The organism is Pseudomonas sp. TMB3-21, assembly GCF_054898145.1.
Genome location: NZ_CM142718.1, coordinates 727,924 through 751,823 on the forward strand (window position 1 = coordinate 727,924; position 23,900 = coordinate 751,823).

The window sequence follows — 23,900 nt, forward strand, 5'->3', positions numbered from 1 at the left end:
ATCCTGTGGGAGCGAGCCTGCTCGCGATGAGCGCATAACAGTCAGCTTCTTTGTTGACTGTTACACCGCCATCGCGAGCAGGCTCGCTCCCACAAGTAAACCGGTTGGCAAACTAAACCCGAAACGCACTGATCAGCTGTTTCAGCTCCACCACCTGCACAGACAACGCCCGGCTGGCATCTTCGGTCTGGTGCGCGCCTTCAGCCGTGCGCTCGCCCGCGCGGTTGATTTCGACGATGTTCTGATCAATGTCATGCGCCACGGCGGTCTGCTGCTCCACCGCAGCGGCAATCTGCTGGTTCTGATCGACGATCATGCCGACGGCGCCAAGGATATTGTCCAGCGCCTGCTGGACTTTTTCCGATTGCCCGACCGTGCCATTGGCCATTTGATGACTGCTGCCCATCGCTTTCACCGCCGCGCCGACACCGCTGTGGAGCTTGGCGATCATCTGCTCGATTTCCTCGGTCGACTGCTGCGTGCGTTTGGCCAGCGTGCGCACCTCGTCCGCCACCACCGCAAAACCTCGCCCCTGCTCACCGGCGCGCGCCGCCTCGATGGCCGCGTTGAGCGCCAGCAGGTTGGTTTGTTCGGCGATGCTTTTGATCACTTCCAGCACGCGGCTGATCGACTGGCTGTCGCTGGCCAGTTGATTGATCACCAGCACCGACTGATCGATTTCGCTGGCCAGTGCGGCAATACTGCCCTGTTGCGACTCCACCAGCGTGCGACCGCTGAGGGTCTCGTCGTTGACGCTGTGAGCGCTGCTGACGGCCGCAGCAGCACTGCGCGCCACCTCCAGCGAAGTGGCCGACATCTGGTTCATCGCCGTAGCGACTTGCTCGATCTGCGAGCGCTGCCCCGCCACGGCCTGGTTACTTTGGGAGGAGACACTTTCGACCTGCCCGGCCTGACGCTCGACCTCCTCTACTGTCTGCCCGACCCGCTCGATCAGGTCGTGAATTTTCTTCACGGTGCCGTTGAACACCTCGCCCAACTCGCCGAGTTCATCACGGCTGTTGGCACTGAACGTCACCGTCATGTCGCCTGCCGCGACCCTGTCCATCACCGCGCCAAGACGCCTGAGGGTGGTGCGGGTCGACGCGTAGAAGCCACCGTAAAGATAGAAAATCAGCACGAACACCGCCGACAACGCGACGGCCTGCAGAATCATGTGAGTGCGGTTCTGCTCCAGCCGATGTTGCAACTGCGTGCCAAGAAATTTCAGAGCGGCTTCGTTGAGTTGGTAGGTCTGGTCCATGAGACCGGTGACCTGATCATAAAAGGCCTGCCACGGTGCATCCAGCGTATCGGCCATCACCACTTGTTCTTCGAACAGGTCACTGGCCTGTTTGAGCGACGCTTGGCTGCCTTGCGCAGGGGCACTCAAATGCTCGCGCGCCGCTTTGCTTGAGCCCAGCGCGTCCTGCAACTTCAGGCCGTACTCGGCCTGCAGCTTTTCGATCTGCGCCATCAACTCATCGAAACGGGTGCTCGAAGACGAGTTGAGAAAGCCCTGGCCGAGGGAGTAGGAGCCCATCGCCCGACCATCGCCCAGGGTTTGAGTGATTGCCGGCGTAGTGTGGGTGATCAGTTCGCTGAGCTGGCGTATGTCACTTTGATGGTCGCGGCTCAAACCGGCCTGACTGGCGATGATCTGACTGAAAATCTGCGCATTGCCGAGCAACTTGCCGATCAGCGCGCTTTTGCTTTGCAGGGAGTTTTCCGTTTGCTGAACCTTGAACGCAGTGATCATTTCATCGCGCTTGGCATCGAAAACCGCGATCTGCTCCGGATCGGTGGTCATGGCCGTCAGCCCCTCAAGACGCGCCAACACACTTTGTTCAAGGCTGCCGATTTGCGCCTCGACATTACTGGCCTTGCCGGCCTGGCCAAGGTAGACGTTGATCTGCACCAGATTGTTGAGGGTTTCCAGATCACGCCGCAGGGTCAGGCTGCTACCGAGCAGGTCGAGGCTTTGCAGTTCGACCTGGGTACCCTGAAACTCGCGATAGGAATCGCGCACCAGATAAAAATTAGTGACCAGCATCGGGATGAGGAAAAGCACGCTGATCAGGCTGAACTTCATGCCGAAGCTCAGGCGGTTCATCAGTGCAACGGCGGGATAGAGCAAGCTCTTCACTGGAAGTCTCCCTTTCTGATTTTTCTTGTTTTTATATGGCAGGCGCAGACCAGCGGCAGATAGCCACTATTTTGCGCCAGCTCTGTATAGCTTAAATCGGCAGGAGGTTTTGTAACTTAAGGTTAACGGGGGCCAAGCGAGTCCCGCCATTGAAGGAAACGGACCTGCCTATTACATGCTGCGCGTGACAACACGGGCCGTAGGAGCCGGCTTGCTGGCGATGGCTGCGCCTCGGTGCTTCAGGAACACCGCGTTGATGCCTTCGCCAGCAAGCCGGCTCCTACGGATTTGTGGTGTTCAGGGGAGAACTGTCCACAGCGCGAAGCCGGCGTACCAGAGCACAGCTGCGCGGAGCAGTAATTCCCAAAGACTGTCGAGGCTGTTGATGCCATCCGGTCCCGCCACCGGCGCGGGAATCTCACCGGCCGCCAGACCGACTTTCTCGATCAATTGCGCGGCGCTGATGTTCCAGTTCAGCAGTTCGTGCAGCATCACGCGGCTGACCGCCACAAAGTTGCCGACCAGGGCAAAACTGGCGGCCAGCAGACGCACCGGCACCCAATCGAACGCATGTCGCAATTGCCCCGCACGTTCCACGACCGCCGGGTTTTGCCCGTGCTCTTCGGCGAGCGCCAGCAGTCGATAGCTCAATGCCGCGACCGGCCCCAGCAAGAAGTACCAGAAAATGACGGCGAAAAAGCTTTGATAACCCTCCCACAGCAAATGGCCCTGAACCTTCTCCAGCAATTGTTCACCGCTGTCGGCGCCGATATCCAGGTCGCGCTGGGCCACGTGCGCGGCCGCTTGCAGGTCTTCACGGCGCCAGGCGTCGCGAAACGGTCCGAGGCCGGCCAGCAGATCGCCGCGGCCCAGACTGTAAATCACCACCAGCAAATGCACCGGCAGTGCCAGAAGCCCATACGCCACCGGTTCCAGCACCACCAACAACAGACCCAGCAACGCCACCGGCAGCAACACCAGAATCGTCAGGATCAGCCAGGGACGGGGCGCCATACGCGTACTGGATTCGAGCTTGTGCAGCTCTCGCACCCAGCCGCCGTCACGTTGAATCCGATGGCGCAGTGCCGAGAATTTCTCGACCCAGACCGCCAGCAGCAACACCAGAAAACTCATTGTCCTTCCTCTTTTTCCTTTACAGCCTGTGCCAAAGCAGCGCGATAGCGAACCCAGTCGAACGCCGGCCCCGGATCGGTCTTGCGCCCCGGCGCGATGTCGCTGTGCCCGCAAATGCGTTGCGTGGTGATCGCCGGGAAGGTCCTTTGCAACAGCACGGTCAATGCCGTCAGCGCAGCATATTGCGCATCGGTGAACGGCAGATCATCGGTGCCTTCGAGTTCGATGCCTATGGAAAAATCGTTACAGGTTTCCCGCCCCTCAAAGCACGAAACGCCGGCATGCCAGGCGCGCTCAAGACAAGAGACAAACTGGGTGACGGTGCCGTCTCGCTCTATCAGAAAATGCGCAGACACCCGTAGGTCAGCGATCCCCTCAAAGTAGGGGTGCTCTGTGACATCCAGCCGGTTCTGGAAAAATTCCTGCACCTTGCCGGTGGCAAATTGCGCCGGAGGCAGACTGATGTTGTGAATCACCAGCAGGGAAATTTCGTCCGTGGGGCGCGCATTGAAGTTGGGTGAGGGGCACGATTGCACTTCCTGACACCAACCACTCGCGGGGTCCAACTGCATACAGGTTCCTTCAGCGACGACAGTGTTGGCGCTCAGTATGCCGCGATAGTCCTCAACGGGCGATCACTTGCCGTGATCGAGCCGCCGCAGGTTGCCTATCACCGACTCCAGCGCGCGATCAAACAGTAACGTGTCAGCCAGGACTCGCACTGCGCCTCGCTGAAAATCGTGCGCCAACTCCGTACGGCTGCGCTCCAGAACTTTCAGGCCGGTGCGGTTGACGAAAATGTACTTGCCCGTAGCGTCGATGATTGCGGTCAACTTGCAGCGCAACGTGTTTTCCTGGTCTTCCTCGATCTCGACCCAATTGCCCGGCACCAGTTGATCGACCTGCTGGAGGCCGGCATCATCGGTTGGCAATCGGGCCAAAGCCTCTGCGGCTTCAGCGTTCTGCAGGACGACGTCCTCGCGCACTTCTACCATCGCCGCATCGGCCGCTCTCACAAGTGTCAGCGGTTGGTCCGCGCGCTCGAACAATTGCAGATGCAACGTCTCCAGGTCGCTGAAAAACTCGCTGGTAGCAAATGGATCGAACGCCGAGGCGCTCAAGCCATCGCGCAACGATTTCAGCAGGCTCGGCACCAACGCCAGTAAACGCACGTTCGCATCGGGCTCGTCGTGACGCTGCACACTCCAGATCAATTGCTCCATGGTGTGCACATCGGCGTGCCACTCAGCCGACTGATCGCTGTGCTTCAAAAACGTCAGCAACAGGACCTGAGCCCAAGCTTCCTGCACGAACGTCACAACCCGTTGTGGCAACACCTTGCCCAGCAAGGCCCGATTCACTGCCAGCCGGATGCGCTGACGGGCAAGCTCGGTTTTCGCGCGACCTTCTTCAGCGTCGCGGGTACGTTGTTCCAGCAGCTCGCTGCGCCGGCGTTCGTCGCTGGTGAACGCCAAAAAATCAGCCAGTAATTCGGAAAAAATAGCCGGGTCGTCAACGAAATCGCTCAGCAAGCGCTGCACGACCTGATCGATGCGTACATACAGGCTGTCGCGTGCATCATCATCGCTCTCGCCCCACCCCTTCGCAGCGTCCGCGATCTCATTGAGCAGACGCCGCGCCGGGTGGCTACTGCGACTGAAAAAGCTTTTATCGAGGACGGCAACTTTCAGCATCGGGATCTGCAAACGCGCGATCTGCGCCTTGAGCGAGTCCGGCAGGTTGCGGTCATCAAGGATGCAGTCGAACAGCATCGCAATCAGATTGATGACATCCTCGTCAGCCACGGCAACCACGCGTGACGTGCCGGTCTTGACGCTGACCCGGGTCAATAACTGTTCGAGCTGGTTGCGCAGGTCGAAGTCGTCCTGTATTGCAGGTTCAGGCACGTATTGCTGCAAATGCGAGAGCATGCGCAACAGGTCGCGGGTGGAAATCGGTTGCGCGGGCGCACTGGCTTCCAGAGTGGGCGCCACGCTGCCGCGCACGTGAGACAACAGCGTCTGCAGGGCGGCGAAAACCGCTTGAACGCTGCTATCGAGGGGCACGCTGACGGCTGGGTGGGCATCCACGGATTTGCTACGGACACCGGCAGTCGCGGGATCGCTGACAGGTCGCGCCGGGGCCGGTTTGAGGCCGGGCAGGATGCCGTTGCTCATCAGCAACTGATTAACTTGCGAATACAGCAGATCGACGTCGCCTAGGACATAGCGCTCGAAGAGTTTGAGGATGACCAGCTTGACCTGGATTACCACGCCAAGGGTCTGTGCGGCCTGCACAAAATACTCGCAGATCATCGCCGGCCCCATCGGGTTATGCCCGGCGATGAGTTTTCGGCCCACTAGCATGCTCAGTCTGGCGGTCAACTGGTCAAGCGCGTAGCCGTCCCGGTTCAGCACTTTGCCGACCATCGCCTCTACCGCCACTGTTCGTTCAAGGTCATCGGGTGAGCACCCTGCCACATCGACTGCCAGCACAGAGGGCGTTTTGCTGTTTTTGTCTTGCGTCAGGCGAATGAAAGAGTCGAAAAACTGCTCGAAAAATACCCGTTCGATACTTTTGCGTTTGAGGCGCAAATCGCGCATGGCTTCGAAGAAGATGTTCTGGTCGACATCGTTCCGTGCCCGGTCAGCCATTTCGAACAGCGTGTCGTCGGCATTTTCGAAAAGTTGCTGGAGGCCATGCCCGAGCTGTTGCGCGACCGAGTCGCGAACCTGCAGCAGAATCAGCGGCATGCGGGCAAGCGGCGAGTCATCCGAATGCTCGGTTGCGGCCTTGCGCAGGGGCACTACATTGCCGTCATTGTGCATCCAGGCCTCCTGAACCGATGATGCGGGGATCGTCATCTATGACCGAGCATACAGCCTGTCAAAGTCATGACGTCAAATGTGAGGCGAATTATCGGATAAAAGACGTTACATTTGCCAGCGGGCTTTGGACCTGTATTGAAACAGACGTCTGCTGCCGGCAACAAGTTAGCAAGCGCACACGCTGAAATCGACCAAATGCACCATTCAGAGCCATTTGAGAGGGCCGCATGCCTTGGGTTGCTGCGGGCCATGGCCCTATAATCGGGCCACTTTGTTTGTGGAGTCCGTTATGCCGAACCTACGTCTCGCCGATTTGACTGCCGAAATCGAAGCCAACGTGCGCCGCGCGTTACTCGAAGACATCGGCAGCGGCGACATCACCGCACAGCTGATCCCGGCCGAACGCCTGGCCAAAGCCACCATCATCACCCGCGATGCCGCCGTTATTGCAGGCACGTCGTGGGTCGACGCGGTTTTTCGGCAGCTGGACCCGCGTGTTGCCGTGCATTGGCAGGTACGCGACGGTGATCGGGTGAATCCCAATCAGGCGCTGTTTCATCTGGAAGGCCCGGCACGTTCGTTGTTAACCGGCGAACGCTGCGCGCTGAATTTCCTGCAATTGCTTTCCGGTGTAGCCACGCGAGCGCAATACCTGGCGGATTTCGTTGCCGAAACCCAAGTGAAGCTGCTCGATACCCGCAAAACCCTCCCTGGCCTGCGCTTGGCGCAAAAGTACGCGGTGACATGCGGCGGTTGCCACAACCATCGCATCGGCCTGTACGACGCGTTCCTGATCAAGGAAAACCACATCGCCGCCTGCGGTGGCATCGCTGAAGCCATCAACGCAGCGCACAGGATCGCGCCGGGCAAACCGGTGGAGATCGAAGTGGAAAGTCTGGGGGAGCTGAAAGAAGCGCTGGCGGCGGGTGCCGATATCATCATGCTCGACGAACTGAGCCTGGACGATATGCGCGAAGCAGTGCGCCTGAATGCCGGTAAGGCAAAACTGGAAGCCAGTGGCGGGATCAACGAGAACACACTGTTGCCGATCGCGGAAACCGGGGTGGATTACATTTCGATTGGTGCGATGACCAAGGATGTGAAGGCCGTGGACCTGTCGATGCGCTTGAGCCTCTGACGAAAAATGCGGGAGCGGCCTTGCTCGCGAAGGCGTTGTGTCAGGCACCATCATTGTCAGATGTGTCGACCTCTTCGCGAGCAAACCCGCTCCCACAGGTGTTGCGTTGATACCGGGTCAGACCACCAGATTATTCATCTCGCAGTACTCGTCCCACTCGACGCCTAGCACTTCGGCCGCCTCTTTATGCAATACCAGGCGCTGTGCCTCAAACTCTTCCGGGGTGGAGGTGTACTTGAGCGTCAGTTCCCAAGGCTGCAAGCCCTGAGACTCTGCCTCATCCTCGAATGCCCACTGGATCTGGTCTTTCTGGTCGTCGGCGGGCAGGTCTTTGATCTCGTCAGCTAGCTGAGGCGTGTCCTGCACGTACTTCTTCAGCGCTTCTTCGTGACGTGCTTCCTGGGTCAATTCTTTAACGGTCATGGCGTTCTCGCTGATCGGGGGAATGGAAGATGGAACTGGATCATCAAGGATCTCTCTGACGCAAATAGCCGGGTGAAGCCCGGTTTTTCTGGCCTTCAGAACCATTCGGGGATCATCTGAAAACAACGTGTCGCTTTTTTGCCCGAGACAGGAATCGAACCTGCGACCTTCGCGTTACGAGTGCGCTGCTCTACCAGCTGAGCTACACGGGCGGTGGGCTAAACCTAGCACTGACCAACAGGTCAGGCAACTTCACTTACCTTTAAAAACAAATCTTTTCCGGACACAAAAAATGCCCCGCCGTTTGCACGGCGGGGCATTTTTTACAACGTTGAAGCGATCAGGCGTGGGGCGCGATTAAACGCCCGAAGCCTTGGCTGCTGCTACGTCTTTGATGGACAGCTTGATACGGCCGCGGTTGTCCACGTCCAGTACCAGTACTTCCACTTCCTGGCCTTCTTTCAGGATGTCGGTCACTTTTTCAACGCGAGCGTCGCTCAGCATCGAGATGTGAACCAGGCCGTCCTTGCCAGGCAGGATGTTGACGAATGCGCCGAAATCGACGATGCGCTCAACCTTGCCGACGTAGATCTTGCCGATCTCGGCCTCGGCAGTGATGCCCAGAACGCGCTGACGTGCTGCTTCAGCCGCTTCCTTGGTTTCGCCGAAGATCTTGATCGAGCCGTCGTCTTCGATATCGATCGAAGCCTTGGTCTCTTCACAGATCGCACGGATGGTCGCGCCGCCTTTACCGATGACATCACGGATTTTGTCGGTGTCGATTTTCATCGCGATCATGGTCGGAGCGTTTTCCGACAGCTCGGTACGCGACTGGCCAATGATCTGGTTCATCTGACCGAGAATGTTCAGGCGCGCTTCAAGGGCTTGGCCCAAAGCGATTTCCATGATTTCTTCGGTGATGCCTTTGATCTTGATGTCCATCTGCAGCGCGGTAACACCCTTGGCGGTACCCGCTACTTTGAAGTCCATGTCGCCGAGGTGGTCTTCGTCACCCAGGATGTCGGTCAGGATGGCGAATTTCTCGCCTTCTTTAACCAGACCCATGGCAATACCGGCAACCGGTGCTTTCATTGGAACGCCGGCATCCATCAGAGCCAGGGAAGCGCCGCAGACCGAAGCCATGGAGCTCGAACCGTTGGACTCGGTGATTTCCGACACAACACGGATGGTGTACGGGAACACGTCGGCAGCAGGCAGCATGGCTGCAATCGAGCGACGGGCCAGACGGCCGTGACCGATTTCGCGACGACCAGCGCCACCCATGCGACCACACTCGCCCACCGAGAACGGAGGGAAATTGTAGTGCAGCATGAACGGGTCTTTTTTCTCGCCTTCCAGAGTATCCAGCAGTTGCGCGTCACGGGCGGTGCCCAGTGTTGCAACGACCAGCGCCTGGGTTTCGCCACGAGTGAACAGTGCCGAACCGTGAGTCTTTGGCAGCACGCCGACTTCGATGTTCAACGGACGTACGGTCTTGGTGTCGCGACCGTCGATACGCGGCTTACCGTTTACGATGTTTTCGCGAACGGTGCGGTATTCGATTTCGCCGAACGCCGCTTTGACTTCGCTTGCGGAAGGCTGGCCTTCTTCACCGGACAGCTTGGCAACGACCTGATCCTTCAACTCGCCAAGGCGAGTGTAACGGTCGGCCTTGACGGTGATGGCGTAAGCCTGGGAGATCGCGTCGCCGAACTCGGCACGGATAGCGCCCAGCAGAGCGGTGGCTTCAGGCTGTGGAGCCCAGGTCCAGGTCGGCTTGGCAGCTTCGGCAGCCAATTCTTTAACGGCGTTGATCACCACCTGAAACTCGTCGTGAGCAAACAGTACGGCGCCCAGCATCTGGTCTTCGGTCAGCTCTTTGGCTTCCGATTCAACCATCAGCACAGCTTCCGACGTACCGGCAACGACCATGTCCAGGCTCGATGCTTTCTGTTGCTCGTAAGTCGGGTTCAGCAGGTAGCCAGTGCTTTCGTGGAACGCAACGCGGGCAGCGCCGATCGGGCCATCGAAAGGAATGCCGGAGATCGCCAGCGCAGCCGAGGTACCGATCATCGCCGCGATGTCCGGATCGGTTTTTTTGCTGGTGGAAACGACGGTGCACACAACCTGCACTTCGTTCATGAAGCCTTCTGGGAACAGCGGACGGATCGGACGGTCGATCAGTCGGGAAGTCAGGGTTTCTTTCTCGGAAGGACGGCCTTCGCGCTTGAAGAAACCGCCAGGGATCTTACCGGCAGCGTAAGTTTTTTCCTGGTAGTGAACGGAAAGAGGGAAGAAGCCTTTGCTTGGGTCAGCGGTTTTGGCGCCAACAACGGTCACCAATACGGTGACGTCATCATCAACGGTAACCAGCACTGCGCCGGAGGCTTGACGGGCGATACGGCCTGTCTCGAGGGTAACGGTCGACTGACCGAACTGGAATTTTTTGATAACCGGGTTCACGGTGTCCTACCTTCTTTGTGGCTCTTGGGGAACTTGTCTTCTTGCGAAATTCTTGGGCAATGTCGGGAATCGGCCCAACGCCTGTCCAGGGTAAAACGTGTATCCAGACAAAACTTGAGGCTGGGAGCCTGCCATGCGCCAGCGGGAAACCCGCTGACGCACAGCAAACAACCAACCTCATAGCGCAATCGCTTATTAGCGACGCAGACCCAGGCGACCGATCAGAGCGCTGTAACGGCTCACGTCTTTGCCTTTCAGGTAGTCCAGCAGCTTGCGACGCTGGTTAACCATGCGGATCAGACCACGACGGGAGTGGTGATCTTTACCGTTGGCCTTGAAGTGACCTTGCAGTTTGTTGATGTTGTGGGTCAGCAGTGCAACTTGCACTTCTGGCGAACCAGTGTCACCAACAGCTTGCTGATAGTCAGCAACGATTTGAGCTTTTTCTTGAACGTCGAGAGCCATGAGGCAATCCTTTTATCAGGAAACTGTTTCAGAAAAACAGTTTCAACAGGCCAGGGACAAATCCCTGTATCTATAAATGAGTAGTGACCGTGCCTGTTGACAGCCACCCTCGCCAGCCTGCTTTGACACAGACTGGTTTCGGTCATTCCGACCGAATCAGTCGACGCGGCGCGATGCGCCCGTCTTCGCTCACTTCACCGATTCCAATGAAGCGACCGTTGTGATCCTGTACCCGTACCATGCCGAACTTCGGTGCATCCGGGGCTCGTACCGGCTGGCCGTTAAGCCAGTAGAACGAGCTGTGCTCCGAGAACTGCAACAATGGCCAGTCCAGCAGCCCGCTGTCCGAAGGCATCAGGAAGCGATCAACCGCTTCGTTGCCACCTTCGGCATGGACCGCTTCCAGCTCTTCCAGCGTTACCGTCTGCGCCAGCGTGAAAGGCCCGGCCTGGGTACGTCGCAATTGAGCAACGTAAGCGCCACAACCGAGTTGCTCACCGATATCCTCCACCAGGGTGCGGATATAGGTGCCTTTGCTGCAATCCACCGCGAGCCGCGCAGTATCACCTTCGAAGGCCAGCAATTCCAAGCGCGCAATAGTAACAGAACGCGGTTCGCGCTCCACTACTTCGCCTGCACGCGCCAGCTTGTACAGCGGCTGGCCATCACGCTTGAGAGCCGAGTACATGGGCGGTATCTGGCTGATTTGGCCGCGAAATTTCGGCAACACCGCTTCAACGTCGGCACGACCAACGGTCACCGGACGTTCCTGTAAAACCTCACCCTCGGCATCTGCCGTGGTGGTGGTCTTGCCCAGTTGCGCCAGGGTCTCGTAACCCTTGTCGGAGTCGAGCAAATACTGCGAAAACTTGGTGGCCTCACCGAAGCACAGCGGCAATACACCGGTGGCTAGCGGATCAAGACTGCCGGTGTGCCCGGCTTTCTCGGCGTTCAGCAACCAGCGAACCTTCTGTAACGCGGCGTTGGAGGTAAACCCCAACGGCTTGTCGAGCAGGATGATGCCGCTGACGTTACGACGGATACGTTTGACCTGAGCCACCGATTACTCCTTGGTGTCTTCGGGTGCTGTCGCTTCCGGGCGCTGGCTGTCTTCAGCCACCGCACGTTCGATCAGGGCCGACAGATGCGCGCCACGCACGACACTTTCGTCGTAGTGGAAGTGCAACTGTGGAACGCTGCGCAACTTCATTTCGCGGGCCAGCTGCATGCGCAGGAAACCGGCGGCCGAGTTGAGCACCTTGATGCTTTGCGCGATGTCTTCGGCGCTGTCCTGTCCCATCACGGTGATGAAGATCTTGGCATGACCGACGTCACGGCTGACCTCAACAGCGGTAATGGTGACCAGGCCGACGCGCGGGTCTTTGACTTCACGACGGATCAGCTGTGCCAGCTCACGCTGCATCTGATCGCCGATACGTTGGGTACGGCTGTATTCTTTTGCCATGTCTTGTTACCTGTTACTGCCCGACGGTGAAACCCGACGGGTCTGAAAGCGGCAAACGCCCGGCCTGACAAAAGCCAGACCGGGCGTTGCGTTTAGAGTCCTGACGCGGCGCCGTGCATTTTCATGCAACGGCCCCGAGTGACCCTTGAAGTGCGCGAGTTAGAGGCTGCGAGCAACCTGAACCTTCTCGTAGACTTCGATCTTGTCGCCAGGTTTGACGTCGTTGTAGCTCTTGACGCCGATACCGCATTCCATGCCGGCACGTACTTCGGCAGCGTCATCCTTGAAGCGGCGCAGGGATTCCAGCTCGCCTTCGAAGATAACGATGTCTTCACGCAGTACACGGATTGGACGGTTACGGTGAACAACACCTTCGATAACCATGCAACCGGCGATCGCGCCAAACTTCGGCGAGCGGAACACGTCACGCACTTCAGCGATACCCAGGATGTTCTCGCGAACATCGCTGCCCAGCATACCGGTGAGGGCTTTCTTGACGTCTTCGATGATGTCGTAGATGACGTTGTAGTAACGCATATCCAGACCTTCCTGCTCGACGATCTTCCGTGCACCAGCATCGGCACGCACGTTGAAGCCGAACAGTACAGCGTTGGAAGCCAGTGCCAGGTTAGCGTCGGACTCGGTGATACCACCGACACCGCCGCCCACTACACGCACTTGCACTTCGTCGTTACCCAGGCCGTTCAAGGCACCGTTCAACGCTTCCAGCGAACCACGGACGTCGGATTTGAGGACGATGTTAAGCGTCTTCTTCTCTGCCTGACCCATGTTTTCGAAGATGTTTTCCAGCTTGCCAGCGTGAGCGCGAGCCAGTTTGACTTCGCGGAACTTGCCTTGACGGAACAGAGCCACTTCACGGGCTTTCTTCTCGTCCGACAGCACGCTCATCTCGTCGCCAGCGTCCGGGGTACCGTCCAGGCCGAGGATCTCGACAGGGATGGATGGACCGGCTTCCTTGATCGGCTTGCCGTTCTCGTCGAGCATGGCACGTACGCGACCATAGTTCGAACCGACCAGCACCATGTCGCCTTGGCGCAGGGTACCGTCTTGAACCAGAACGGTTGCAACCGGGCCACGACCTTTGTCGAGACGCGATTCAACCACGACGCCACGGCCAGGAGCCGAAGGCGTCGCTTTCAGTTCGAGAACTTCAGCTTGCAGCAGGACAGCTTCGAGCAACTCGTCCACGCCGGTACCGACTTTCGCCGAAACCGATACGAACGGGGTGTCGCCGCCCCACTCTTCCGAGGTCACGCCGTGAACCGACAGTTCACTACGGATGCGGTCGAGATCAGCGCCCGGCTTGTCGATCTTGTTCACTGCAACAACCAGTGGAACACCAGCAGCCTTCGCGTGCTGGACAGCTTCAATGGTCTGCGGCATTACGCCGTCGTCCGCTGCAACTACCAGGATCACGATGTCGGTCGCCTTGGCACCACGAGCACGCATTGCGGTAAACGCAGCGTGACCCGGGGTGTCGAGGAAGGTGACCATGCCGCGTTCGGTTTCAACGTGGTACGCACCGATGTGCTGGGTGATACCGCCGGCTTCGCCAGCAGCTACCTTCGCACGACGGATATAGTCGAGCAGCGAAGTTTTACCGTGGTCAACGTGACCCATTACGGTCACAACCGGCGCACGGGAGAACGTCTCACCCTCAAACTTCAGGGACTCGGCCAGGGAATCTTCCAGGGCAGTGTCGCTGACCAGGGTCACTTTGTGGCCCAACTCCTCAGCTACAAGCTGAGCAGTTTCCTGATCGAGTACCTGGTTGATCGTCGCTGGAGTACCCAGTTTGAACATGAACTTGATGATTTCAGCTGCCTTGACCGACATCTGATTGGCGAGATCGCCAACAGAAATGGTCTCGCCGATCTGCACATCACGCACGACAGGGCCGGTTGGGCTCTGGAAACCGTGAGCGTTGCGTTTCTTCAGCTTGGCCTTGCCGCGACCACCGCGACGGAAGCTGTCGCTTTCTTCGTCGGTAGTACGTGGGGCAACGCGTGGAGCAGGCGCTTTCTCTTTAACCGAGGCACGATGCGGAGCGTTTTTACGCTCGCCGTCGCCACCACCACCGCTGCGACGATTGTTATCGTCTGCACGTGGTTTGTCCGGACGGCGCTGTTCGTTCTGCTTGTTACGCACATCTGCAGAAGGCGCTGGCGCAGTGGTCACCGGTGCGCTTTCACGTACTGGTTCGGCAACTGCAGCCGGTGCAGCAACAGCGTCGTTAGTCGCGGTTTGCGCAGCAGCAGGCTGGCGACGCGCGTCTTCTTCGGCGCGACGCTTGGATTCTTCTTCAGCCTTTTGACGGGCAGCATTTTCTACTGCACGACGTTCATCCAGTTCGCGCTTGCGTTCGGCTTCAATTTCTTCCGGGCTGCGCTGTACGAAAACTTTCTTCTTGCGGACTTCAACACTGATGCTTTTGCTGCCAGCAACACGCAGGGTGCTGGTGGTTTTACGCTGCAGTGTAATCTTGCGTGGTTCTTCCACTTTCGCCTTGTGGCTGCTTTTCAAGTGAGTCAGCAAAGATTGCTTCTCACTGTCAGTCACATTTTCTTCGGCGGCGGTGTGCGGCAGACCTGCCTCACGCATCTGCTGCAACAGGCGCTCTACCGGTGTTTTGACCTCATCGGCCAGTTGTTTCACCGTGACTTGCGTCATGCACTTCTCTCCTCAGGCCGCGCCTAATTACTCGAACCAATGGGCTCGGGCGGCCATGATCAACTTGCCGGCACGATCTTCGTCAATGCCGTCGATGTCGAGCAGATCGTCAATAGACTGCTCGGCCAGGTCTTCGCGGGTAATTACGCCGCGCACCGCCAGTTCCATCGCCAGATCCTTGTCCATACCCTCAAGCGAGAGCAGGTCTTCGGCCGGATGGGCGTCTGCCAGCTTTTCCTCAGTAGCGATGGCTTTGGTCAACAAACGATCCTTGGCACGAGCGCGAAGCTCGTTGACGGTTTCTTCGTCAAAGCCGTCGATGTTGAGCATTTCTTCCAACGGTACGTAGGCAATCTCTTCCAGACTGGTGAAGCCTTCATCTACCAGCACCTGTGCGAGGTCTTCGTCGACTTCCAGCTCGTCGATGAAGTTGCGCAGGATGTCGCCGGTTTCTGCTTGCTGCTTAGCCTGGATGTCCGATTCGGTCATCACGTTCAGGGTCCAGCCAGTCAACTGGCTAGCCAGACGCACGTTCTGACCACCGCGACCGATGGCCTGAGCCAGATTGTCTGCGCCAACGGCGATGTCCATTGCATGGGCATCTTCGTCAACGATAATTGCCGCCACTTCAGCCGGCGACATTGCATTGATCACGAACTGGGCCGGGTTATCGTCCCACAGCACGATGTCAACACGCTCACCGCCCAACTCGCCGGACACTGCCTGGACACGCGAACCGCGCATGCCGATGCAAGCGCCTTGCGGGTCGATGCGTTTGTCCTTGGAGCGGACCGCGATCTTGGCGCGCGAACCCGGGTCACGGGACGCAGCCATCACTTCGATCAGGCCTTCAGCAATTTCCGGCACTTCGATGCGGAACAACTCGATCAGCATTTCCGGCGCGGTACGCGACAGGATCAGCTGCGGGCCGCGGTTCTCGGTGCGGATTTCCTTGAGCAGCGCACGCAAGCGCACGCCGACCCGGAAAGTTTCGCGAGAAATGATGTCTTCACGAGCCAGCAACGCTTCAGCGTTGTTGCCCAGGTCGACGATCACATTGTCGCGGGTCACTTTTTTCACGGTGCCGGAGATGATTTCCCCCAGGCGCTCGCGATAAGCATCAACGACTTGAGCGCGCTCGGCTTCGCGTACTTTCTGCACAATGACCTGCTTGGCAGTTTGTGCTGCGATGCGACCGAACTCGATGGATTCGATTTTCTCTTCGACTACGTCACCTACCTGAGCACCAGGATGCGTTTCAGCAACCTTGCTCGGCCAGGTTTCAATGGCCGGATCGTCAAGATCTGCTTCTTCGACGACAGTCCAGCGACGGAATGTCTCGTAAGCACCAGTGTGGCGATTGATTTCCACACGCAGATCGACTTCGTCCTCGAAACGCTTTTTGGTAGCAGTGGCCAGAGCCAGCTCCAGCGCTTCAAAAATTACGTTGGCCGGTACGCCCTTTTCATTGGATACCGACTCAACAACCAGCAGTACTTCTTTGCTCATCGTACGCCTCGCCTTTCGCAAGCCATTGGATCCGCGGGATCCGCAGTTTCTGGCACGTCTCAGTCAAAACTGGGAATAATGTTGGCCTTGTCGATCATATCGATCGGCAACAGGAATTCATGGTCTTCTACCTGCACCACGACGTCCTGCTCTTCTACACCGCGCAGAAGGCCCTGAAAGTTGCGTCGACCTTCAAAAGGCGAGCGCAGCTTGATCTTCACTTGTTCACCGGCAAATTTTGCGAACTGCTCAATAGTGAACAGTGGGCGTTCCATGCCAGGCGAGGAAACTTCGAGGGTGTATTCAACGGCGATCGGATCTTCAACATCCAGAACACCGCTGATCTGACGGCTGACAATGGCGCAATCGTCCACCAGCACACCGCCCTCTTTATCGATATAAACGCGCAACATTGAGTGGCGACCTTGAGCCGAAAACTCAATACCCCAGCATTCATAGCCCAGGGCCACGACCACCGGGGCCAGCAAGGCCTGCAACTCTTCTAGCTTGCTCGACACCTGAACCCCCTCGTGCATGTATGTGCATGCTATGCAAAATAAAAAAATGGGCGAAACGCCCATCCTTGAAACGCCGTCGAACAGCGGCGTTGAAAGTGTCCAGCTAACAAAAAGCCCCTTAAAAGGGGCTCTTTAAACTGGTTGCGGGGGCCGGATTTGAACCGACGACCTTCGGGTTATGAGCCCGACGAGCTACCAGACTGCTCCACCCCGCGACAAAGCTGGGGCGGAAGTATACGACCGATCCTCTAAAGAATCAATGTAACCTTCCACCTACAAGAAAGCCCGCAACAGCGGGCTTTCCTGATAATTGGTACCGAGAAGGGGACTCGAACCCCTACACCCTATGGGCACAACCACCTCAAGGTTGCGTGTCTACCAATTCCACCACCTCGGCAATACAACGTTTGAAACCTTCTTACTTCTGCTCTTGAGCTGGAGGCACGTCAGTCGCTGGAGTAGCCGACTTTTGCTCTTGAAGCACCGGGACATCATCAGAAGCCGGTTGCTGCTTTGGAACTTCCAACACTGCTGGATTTGGCAAACCTACTTGAGTCAGCTGTTGAGCCTTCTCTTTAGCAAAGTAACCTAACCCCAAGCTGGTTATGAAGAAACCGGCGGCAAGTATAGCAGTAAACTTACTAAGAAAGGTAGAGGAACCTTGGCTTCCGAATACAGTATTTGAAGCACCTGCACCGAAAGACGCACCAGCATCCGCACCTTTACCCTGCTGCAGCAATACCAGAGCAACTACGCCCAATGCACCCAGCAGATGAAAAACGACTACGACTGTTTCCAGCATTTTTTCAGTTTCCCGCGGCGCGACAAATCGCACCGAACTCATCTGCATTCAGGGAAGCTCCACCAATGAGCCCCCCATCGATATCCGGCATGCCGAACAGTTCGACCGCATTGGCCGCCTTCACGCTGCCGCCGTATAGAAGCCGCACACCTTGCGCGACCTCAGAATTTTCTGCCGCCAACTGCGCGCGGATGGCTGCGTGCACATCCTGCGCCTGTTGCGGCGAAGCAGTCAGCCCGGTACCAATGGCCCAGACCGGCTCGTAAGCTATGACTGCATTGGCAAAGACACCGACACCCAGCTGCTCGATGATGCTGCCCAGCTGACGCCCGACAACCTCAAGAGTTTTACCGGCTTCACGCTGCTCCAGGGTTTCCCCTATGCACAACACCGGAATCAAGCCACATGCCTGTGCCGCTGCGAACTTGCGAATCAGCATCCCGTCCTGCTCGCCCATAATCTGGCGGCGCTCGGAATGCCCGACAAGTACCAGGGAACACCCTGCATCCACCAACTGACTCGGTGCAACTTCACCGGTCAGCGCACCTTGCTTCGATTCCACCGCAGAATTCTGCGCGCCGACCGAAATCGACGTGCCCTCCAGACCATCAATCACTTGATTGATGTACAGGCAGGGCGGGAATACCGCAACATCAACACCGCTCGGCAAGGCCAGGTGACTAAGGCCGTTGATCAGCTCAGCGACGCTGGCGCGGGTACCGTGCATCTTCCAGTTACCAGCTACCATAGGGCGACGCATGCTGTACCTCGTCGGTCAAAGTGGGCGCAGATGTTACCCAACACAATCATGGCTGGCAAGCCGAATTCAGGCAGAAACTTCAGTAACGAGTTTTGCCAGCTCTTCAGCGTAACCACGAACCTGCGTTTCGTCTTCGCCTTCGACCATCACACGCACCAATGGCTCGGTCCCGGACTTGCGCAACAGCACCCGCCCACGACCAGCCATGGCCTGGGTAACGCGATCACTGGCTTCCCTGACCGCAGGATGTTCAAGCGGGTTCACACCGCCGCCGAAGCGCACGTTGATCAGCACCTGCGGGCACTTGCGCAGCGCCTGACGACTCTGAGCCAGGCCTTCCGAGCGCCTCTTCAATGCCATCAGCACCTGCAGCGCAGCAATGATCGCGTCACCGGTGGTGGTGTGATTGAAGCAGACGATATGGCCCGAGTTCTCGCCACCCACCACCCAGTTACGCTCCAGCAGATCGGCGATGACATAACGGTCACCGACATTGGCGCGCACGAATGGGATCGACAGATCCGCAAGGGCCAGCTCAAGTCCCAGGTTGCTCATCAAGGTGCCTACGACACCGCCCTGCAATTTGTTACGCTCATGCAGATCGCGAGCGATGATGAACAACAGCTCGTCGCCATCAACAATGGCGCCCGTGTGATCGACCATCAGAACCCGATCGCCATCGCCATCAAAGGCAATACCCAGATCCGCGTGCTCAGCCAGCACGGCAGCCTGAAGCTGACCCATGTGGGTCGAACCACAGTTTTCATTGATGTTCAGACCGTTCGGCTGTGCAGAGAGGACCACGACGTCTGCGCCCAGCTCGCGGAATACGCTTGGAGCCACCTTGTAGGTAGCGCCGTGAGCACAGTCGAGCACGATCTTCAGACCGGCGAAACTGGTTCCGGTAGGCACGCTGCTTTTACAGAATTCGATATAGCGGCCCGACGCGTCATTGATTCGCGATACCTTGCCGATCTTGCTCGACTCAACCACAGTCATCGGGGTATCGAGCAATTCTTCGATCATGTGCTCGACTTCGTCAGGAAGCTTGGTGCCCTTGCCGGAGAAGAATTTGATGCCGTTGTCATCGTGAGGGTTGTGCGAGGCACTGATCACGATACCGGCTTCTGCATGAAAGGTACGCGTCAGGTAAGCGATGGCAGGGGTAGGCATCGGCCCCAGCAGCATGACATCTGCGCCTGCCGAGGTCAGGCCGGCCTCAAGCGCCGACTCGAACATGTAGCCGGAAATTCGCGTGTCTTTGCCGACCAGGACTTTGCAGGCGCCCATTTTGCGGAACGCCATGCCTGCCGCCCAGCCAAGCTTGAGCATGAAATCAGGAGTAATCGGATATTCGCCGACGCGACCGCGAATGCCGTCGGTGCCAAAGTATTTTTTGCTCATAACTGCTCCATCATTCTTATTCGGCTGATTCCACTGCGGCGATCATCCGCACTACATCGACGGTTTCGGCGACATCATGCACGCGCAATATACGCGCACCCTTGAATGAAGCCAGCGCCGCGAGTGCCAGACCGCCATGCAGTCGCTCTCCGACCGGGCGATTCAAGGCCTGACCGATCATGCTCTTGCGCGAAACCCCGACCAGCAGGGGTCGCCCGAGAACATGCAAGGCTTCCATGTGTTTGAACAAGCTTAGATTGTGCTGCAGGTTTTTTGCGAAGCCGAAGCCCGGATCAAGGATGATCCGATCTGCGGGAATCCCTGCCAGTTCACATTGCGCCATGCGCTCGGCGAGAAACTCGCTTACTTCTCTGGTCACATCATGATAATGCGGATTGTCCTGCATATCGCCCGGCTCACCAAGCATGTGCATCAGACAGACCGGCAAACCGGTTGCTGCCGCTGCATCCAGTGCACCATCACGGCGCAGAGAGCGCACGTCATTGATCAATCCCGCACCCAGCCGCGCAGTTTCGCGCATGACCGCTGGCGTCGAGGTATCAACAGATATGATCACATCAAGCTCGCGATTGATGCGCTCGACGATCGGCGCTACACGCTCCAGCTCTTCAAGGGGAGAAACCGCTCTGGCACCGGGCCGGGTCGATTCACCACCGACATCAATCAGCGTCGCGCCGGCGACAACCATTGCTTCAGCGTGGCGCATTGCGGCGTCCAGCTGACTGTACAGGCCGCCATCGGAGAAGGAATCGGGAGTGACATTGAGAATACCCATGACATGCGTCTGGGTTAAATCAAGAACCCGGTTGCCGCAAGGTAACCGGGTTGAGGACTGAACAGAAGTCATTTCAAACCTTAAACGTCAGCAGCAGGTCCGCCGATCGGGGTTTCCGGACGCTCGCCCTGTACTGCTGGAGGTGTCCCGGAAGTACCGGTGCCGCCCGACCAATCGCGAGGTTCGCGAGGCGCACGACCCGCCATGATGTCGTCGATCTGCTCGGCATCAATTGTTTCGTACTTCATCAGGGCATCTGCCATGGCATCCAGCTTGTCACGGTTATCCGTGAGGATCTGCTTGGCCGTGCCATAGCACTGGTCAATGATGCTGCGCACTTCGGAGTCGATCAGCTTGGCTGTCTCACCGGAGAAGCTTGCACTCTGACCACCACCGCCGCGACCGAGGAATACTTCACCCTCATCTTCGGCGTACATCAATGGACCGAGTTTTTCCGACAGACCCCACTTGGTGACCATGTTCCGCGCAATCTGACTGGCGCGCATGATGTCGTTCGAGGCCCCCGTGGTAACGCCATCGAAGCCCAACGTCATCTCTTCGGCAATACGGCCACCGTACAACGAGCAAATCTGACTGATCAACGCTCGCTTGGACAGGCTGTAACGATCTTCTTCCGGCAGGAACATGGTCACACCCAGCGCACGACCGCGCGGGATGATCGACACTTTGTAGACCGGATCATGTTCAGGCACGACACGCCCCACGATGGCGTGGCCAGCTTCGTGATAAGCAGTGTTCTGCTTCTCTTTTTCAGACATGACCATGGATTTGCGCTCAGCGCCCATCATGATCTTGTCTTTCGCCAGTTCGAACTCTTTCATCTCGACGACGCGCTTACCGGTACGAGCGGCGAACAGCGACGCCTCGTTGACCAGGTTCGCCAGATCGGCACCGGAGAAACCCGGGGTACCACGGGCAATTACTGCCGGAGCAACGTCGTCGCCCATCGGTACTTTGCGCATGTGAACTTTAAGGATCTGTTCACGACCGCGAATATCCGGCAGACCTACCACGACCTGACGGTCGAATCGGCCTGGACGCAGCAATGCAGGGTCGAGCACGTCCGGACGGTTGGTAGCGGCGATAACGATGATGCCGTCATTCATCTCAAAACCGTCCATCTCTACCAGCAACTGGTTGAGGGTCTGCTCACGTTCGTCGTGACCACCGCCCATGCCAGCGCCACGATGGCGACCAACAGCATCGATTTCGTCGATGAAGATGATGCATGGAGCGTGTTTCTTGGCCTGTTCGAACATATCGCGAACACGGCTGGCACCGACGCCGACGAACATTTCAACGAAATCGGAACCGGAGATGGTGAAGAACGGCACCTTGGCTTCACCGGCAATCGCCTTGGCCAGCAAGGTTTTACCGGTACCCGGAGGACCGACCATCAGCACACCGCGAGGAATACGGCCACCCAAGCGCTGGAACTTGCCCGGATCGCGCAGGAACTCGACCAGCTCGCCGACTTCTTCCTTGGCTTCGTCGCAACCGGCAACGTCAGCCAACGTAGTTTTTACCTGATCTTCGGACAGCAGGCGCGCCTTGCTCTTACCGAAGCTCATCGGCCCGCCCTTGCCGCCGGCACCACCCTGCATCTGCCGCATGAAGAACATAAAGACAGCGATGATCACCAGGATCGGAAAGCTCGCGACCAGGAGTTGAGTCCAGATACTTTGCTGCTCAGGCTGCTTGCCTTCGACCACGACGTTGTTATCAACGAGGTCGCCGATCAGACCGTTATCCTGGATTGCCGGACGGATGGTCTTGAAGCTGTCGCCATCGCTGCGCTTGCCGGTAATCACATAGCCATCGACGGCTACGCGCTCGACCTTGCCATCCTTGACCTGCTGGATGAAGTCGGAATAGTTGAGGGTCTGCGGCTCGTTAGGGCTGGAGAAGTTGTTCATCACCGTCACCAGGACAGCCGCGATGATCAACCACAGGATCAGATTCTTTGCCATATCGTTCAATTAACTACCCTCTGAAGCAAGCTCCGCTAATGGCGCGTGCTTCGCATGATATTCACCGGCCTAACTTACTACATTACCCACGACTCTGGCAGACGCCGTCTGTAACCCTTTGTGAAACACTTCCTACACAATATTCGCTATTTCCTACAGGGCGAAATACGAAAATCCTATCGACCCGCAGAAAAACCTCGATTTACTCACTACGACCGCGGTAGCCCCAAGCCAGCATGTATTGCTCGCGGGAACTGCCACGGGAGGAATCCGGCTTGATCATTTGGACCTTGTCGAATTTCTGACGAGCATCCTTCACGTAAGCGTCAAACCCTTCGCCCTGAAACACCTTGATCACAAAATTACCACCCGGCTTGAGTATCCGAGCCGCCAGATCAAGAGCCAGTTCACATAGGAACATGGCTTTAGGCATATCCACTTCAGGCGTACCACTCATATTGGGGGCCATATCGGAAATCACAAGGTCCACCTGCGAATTACCCACGGCTTCGAGGATCTCAGCGAGCACTTCGTCCCGGGTAAAGTCACCCTGGATGAAAGTCACGTCCGGAATGCTGTCCATTTCCAGGATGTCCGAGGCGATCAGACGTCCCTGACCACCGATCAGCCGACTAGTCACCTGCGACCAGCCGCCGGGGGCCGCGCCCAGGTCAACGACACTCATACCCGGACGGATCAGCTTGTATTTCTCCTGGACCTCCAGAAGCTTGTAACTCGCACGCGAGCGGTAACCATCCTTCTGCGCCTGCTTCACATAGGGATCATTGACATGTCTTTGCAACCACTTAAGGCTTGTCTTGGAACGGGCCACAGGCCACCTCGAAAATAAAACGGGTCGTGATTAACTGGGCGGTCCCGGACTCGCTCGGGTAAACTGGCCGCCGCTTTTTACAAGATCAGACGCAGGGGTCAGATTATGCCGCTCACTCAAGAGCAGAAGAAACAGTACAAATCCATTGGCCACCATTTGAAACCGGTTTTGATCGTGGCAGACAACGGTTTGACTGAAGGTGTGGTAGCCGAACTTGAACGCGCATTGGCGGATCACGAGCTGATCAAGATCAAAGTTAACATCCTCGACCGCGAGGCTCGCCTGGCGTCCATTGCAGAACTGTGCAAGGTCGGCAAAGCGGATCTGGTTCAGGTCATCGGCAAGATGGCACTGATTTACCGCAAGAACTTCAGCGTCAACAAGCAGCTGTCGAACGTCCATCGCTTCAAGTGATGACAAGGGTCATGGGTGTGCTTCGCGCACCCTGCCACTCCACTTTCAACTGATCGAAAGCAGCACCGGGCCAACTTGACCCGACACCGCTTGCAGATCTGCCACCAAAGCATGGCACCCGCAC

20 protein-coding genes, 3 tRNA genes and 1 pseudogene are annotated in these 23,900 nt (G+C 57.6%); 2 read left to right on the top strand and 22 right to left on the bottom strand.

The window, feature by feature from the left end:
- Window positions 1–112 precede the first annotated feature (112 nt).
- The 5 genes and pseudogenes from ACYZTS_RS03450 to ACYZTS_RS03470 all read right to left on the bottom strand — a co-directional run bounded on the left by ACYZTS_RS03450 (window position 113) and on the right by ACYZTS_RS03470 (window position 6,105).
- Window positions 113–826 carry a methyl-accepting chemotaxis protein gene (locus tag ACYZTS_RS03450; protein WP_412072145.1) on the bottom strand — a complete coding sequence of 238 codons (714 nt, stop codon included), beginning with the start codon at window positions 824–826 and terminating at the stop codon, window positions 113–115.
- 144 nt (window positions 827–970) lie between these two features.
- Window positions 971–2,110: pseudogene (locus ACYZTS_RS03455) on the bottom strand (HAMP domain-containing protein); the annotation flags it as partial.
- A 330-nt stretch (window positions 2,111–2,440) separates the two neighbouring features.
- Complete coding sequence (gene ampE / locus ACYZTS_RS03460) at window positions 2,441–3,277, bottom strand: regulatory signaling modulator protein AmpE (protein ID WP_461994018.1); 837 nt, start codon at window positions 3,275–3,277, stop codon at window positions 2,441–2,443.
- Complete coding sequence (gene ampD, locus ACYZTS_RS03465) at window positions 3,274–3,849, bottom strand: 1,6-anhydro-N-acetylmuramyl-L-alanine amidase AmpD (protein WP_028623141.1); 576 nt, start codon at window positions 3,847–3,849, stop codon at window positions 3,274–3,276. Before ampD ends, ampE begins: the two co-directional genes overlap by 4 nt.
- 63 nt (window positions 3,850–3,912) lie before the next feature.
- Window positions 3,913–6,105: a DUF1631 domain-containing protein gene (locus ACYZTS_RS03470; protein ID WP_461994020.1), complete on the bottom strand. Its 2,193-nt coding sequence runs from the start codon at window positions 6,103–6,105 to the stop codon at window positions 3,913–3,915.
- A gap of 289 nt (window positions 6,106–6,394) precedes the next feature.
- On the opposite strand from ACYZTS_RS03470, the gene nadC reads away from it, so the two are divergent.
- Window positions 6,395–7,243: a carboxylating nicotinate-nucleotide diphosphorylase gene (nadC, locus tag ACYZTS_RS03475; RefSeq protein ID WP_028623139.1), complete on the top strand. Its 849-nt coding sequence runs from the start codon at window positions 6,395–6,397 to the stop codon at window positions 7,241–7,243.
- A 117-nt stretch (window positions 7,244–7,360) separates the two neighbouring features.
- Here the strand turns inward: nadC and ACYZTS_RS03480 are convergent, their stop codons facing one another.
- The 17 genes from ACYZTS_RS03480 to rlmE form a co-directional block, all read right to left on the bottom strand.
- Window positions 7,361–7,666 carry a DUF6388 family protein gene (locus tag ACYZTS_RS03480; protein WP_028623138.1) on the bottom strand — a complete coding sequence of 102 codons (306 nt, stop codon included), beginning with the start codon at window positions 7,664–7,666 and terminating at the stop codon, window positions 7,361–7,363.
- Window positions 7,667–7,805: 139 nt separating this feature from the next.
- Window positions 7,806–7,878 (bottom strand) — tRNA-Thr (locus tag ACYZTS_RS03485).
- A 145-nt stretch (window positions 7,879–8,023) separates the two neighbouring features.
- A complete protein-coding gene (pnp, locus tag ACYZTS_RS03490) occupies window positions 8,024–10,129 on the bottom strand; it encodes a polyribonucleotide nucleotidyltransferase (protein ID WP_461994023.1) in 2,106 nt (701 codons plus the stop codon).
- A gap of 195 nt (window positions 10,130–10,324) precedes the next feature.
- Window positions 10,325–10,594, bottom strand: coding sequence for a 30S ribosomal protein S15 (gene rpsO, locus ACYZTS_RS03495; RefSeq protein ID WP_028623136.1), 270 nt, complete (start codon window positions 10,592–10,594; stop codon window positions 10,325–10,327).
- 142 nt (window positions 10,595–10,736) lie between these two features.
- Window positions 10,737–11,654, bottom strand: a complete 918-nt coding sequence (truB, locus tag ACYZTS_RS03500; protein ID WP_461994025.1) for a tRNA pseudouridine(55) synthase TruB — start codon at window positions 11,652–11,654, stop codon at window positions 10,737–10,739.
- 3 nt (window positions 11,655–11,657) lie between these two features.
- Window positions 11,658–12,059 (bottom strand): 30S ribosome-binding factor RbfA, encoded by a 402-nt coding sequence (rbfA, locus tag ACYZTS_RS03505; protein ID WP_028623134.1) that lies wholly within the window; start codon window positions 12,057–12,059, stop codon window positions 11,658–11,660.
- A 159-nt stretch (window positions 12,060–12,218) separates the two neighbouring features.
- Window positions 12,219–14,750 (bottom strand): translation initiation factor IF-2, encoded by a 2,532-nt coding sequence (gene infB / locus ACYZTS_RS03510; protein WP_028623133.1) that lies wholly within the window; start codon window positions 14,748–14,750, stop codon window positions 12,219–12,221.
- A 27-nt stretch (window positions 14,751–14,777) separates the two neighbouring features.
- Complete coding sequence (nusA, locus tag ACYZTS_RS03515; protein WP_028623132.1) at window positions 14,778–16,259, bottom strand: transcription termination factor NusA; 1,482 nt, start codon at window positions 16,257–16,259, stop codon at window positions 14,778–14,780.
- A 59-nt stretch (window positions 16,260–16,318) separates the two neighbouring features.
- Complete coding sequence (gene rimP / locus ACYZTS_RS03520) at window positions 16,319–16,777, bottom strand: ribosome maturation factor RimP (RefSeq protein WP_010463487.1); 459 nt, start codon at window positions 16,775–16,777, stop codon at window positions 16,319–16,321.
- 138 nt (window positions 16,778–16,915) lie between these two features.
- Window positions 16,916–16,992, bottom strand: a tRNA-Met gene (locus ACYZTS_RS03525).
- A gap of 96 nt (window positions 16,993–17,088) precedes the next feature.
- A tRNA-Leu gene (locus ACYZTS_RS03530) sits at window positions 17,089–17,174 on the bottom strand.
- 21 nt (window positions 17,175–17,195) lie between these two features.
- A complete protein-coding gene (gene secG, locus ACYZTS_RS03535) occupies window positions 17,196–17,579 on the bottom strand; it encodes a preprotein translocase subunit SecG (RefSeq protein ID WP_010463489.1) in 384 nt (127 codons plus the stop codon).
- A gap of 4 nt (window positions 17,580–17,583) precedes the next feature.
- Entirely contained in the window at window positions 17,584–18,339 is a 756-nt protein-coding gene (tpiA, locus tag ACYZTS_RS03540) for a triose-phosphate isomerase (RefSeq protein WP_461994027.1), read from the bottom strand.
- A gap of 66 nt (window positions 18,340–18,405) precedes the next feature.
- Entirely contained in the window at window positions 18,406–19,743 is a 1,338-nt protein-coding gene (gene glmM / locus ACYZTS_RS03545; RefSeq protein ID WP_461994029.1) for a phosphoglucosamine mutase, read from the bottom strand.
- Window positions 19,744–19,759: 16 nt separating this feature from the next.
- Entirely contained in the window at window positions 19,760–20,611 is an 852-nt protein-coding gene (gene folP, locus ACYZTS_RS03550) for a dihydropteroate synthase (RefSeq protein ID WP_461994040.1), read from the bottom strand.
- Window positions 20,612–20,619: 8 nt separating this feature from the next.
- A complete protein-coding gene (ftsH, locus tag ACYZTS_RS03555) occupies window positions 20,620–22,530 on the bottom strand; it encodes an ATP-dependent zinc metalloprotease FtsH (RefSeq protein ID WP_028623128.1) in 1,911 nt (636 codons plus the stop codon).
- 202 nt (window positions 22,531–22,732) lie between these two features.
- Entirely contained in the window at window positions 22,733–23,362 is a 630-nt protein-coding gene (gene rlmE, locus ACYZTS_RS03560; protein ID WP_461994042.1) for a 23S rRNA (uridine(2552)-2'-O)-methyltransferase RlmE, read from the bottom strand.
- A 105-nt stretch (window positions 23,363–23,467) separates the two neighbouring features.
- Here rlmE and ACYZTS_RS03565 point away from each other — a divergent pair, with 105 nt between their 5' ends.
- Entirely contained in the window at window positions 23,468–23,776 is a 309-nt protein-coding gene (locus ACYZTS_RS03565; protein WP_461994043.1) for a YhbY family RNA-binding protein, read from the top strand.
- Window positions 23,777–23,900: the final 124 nt, after the last annotated feature.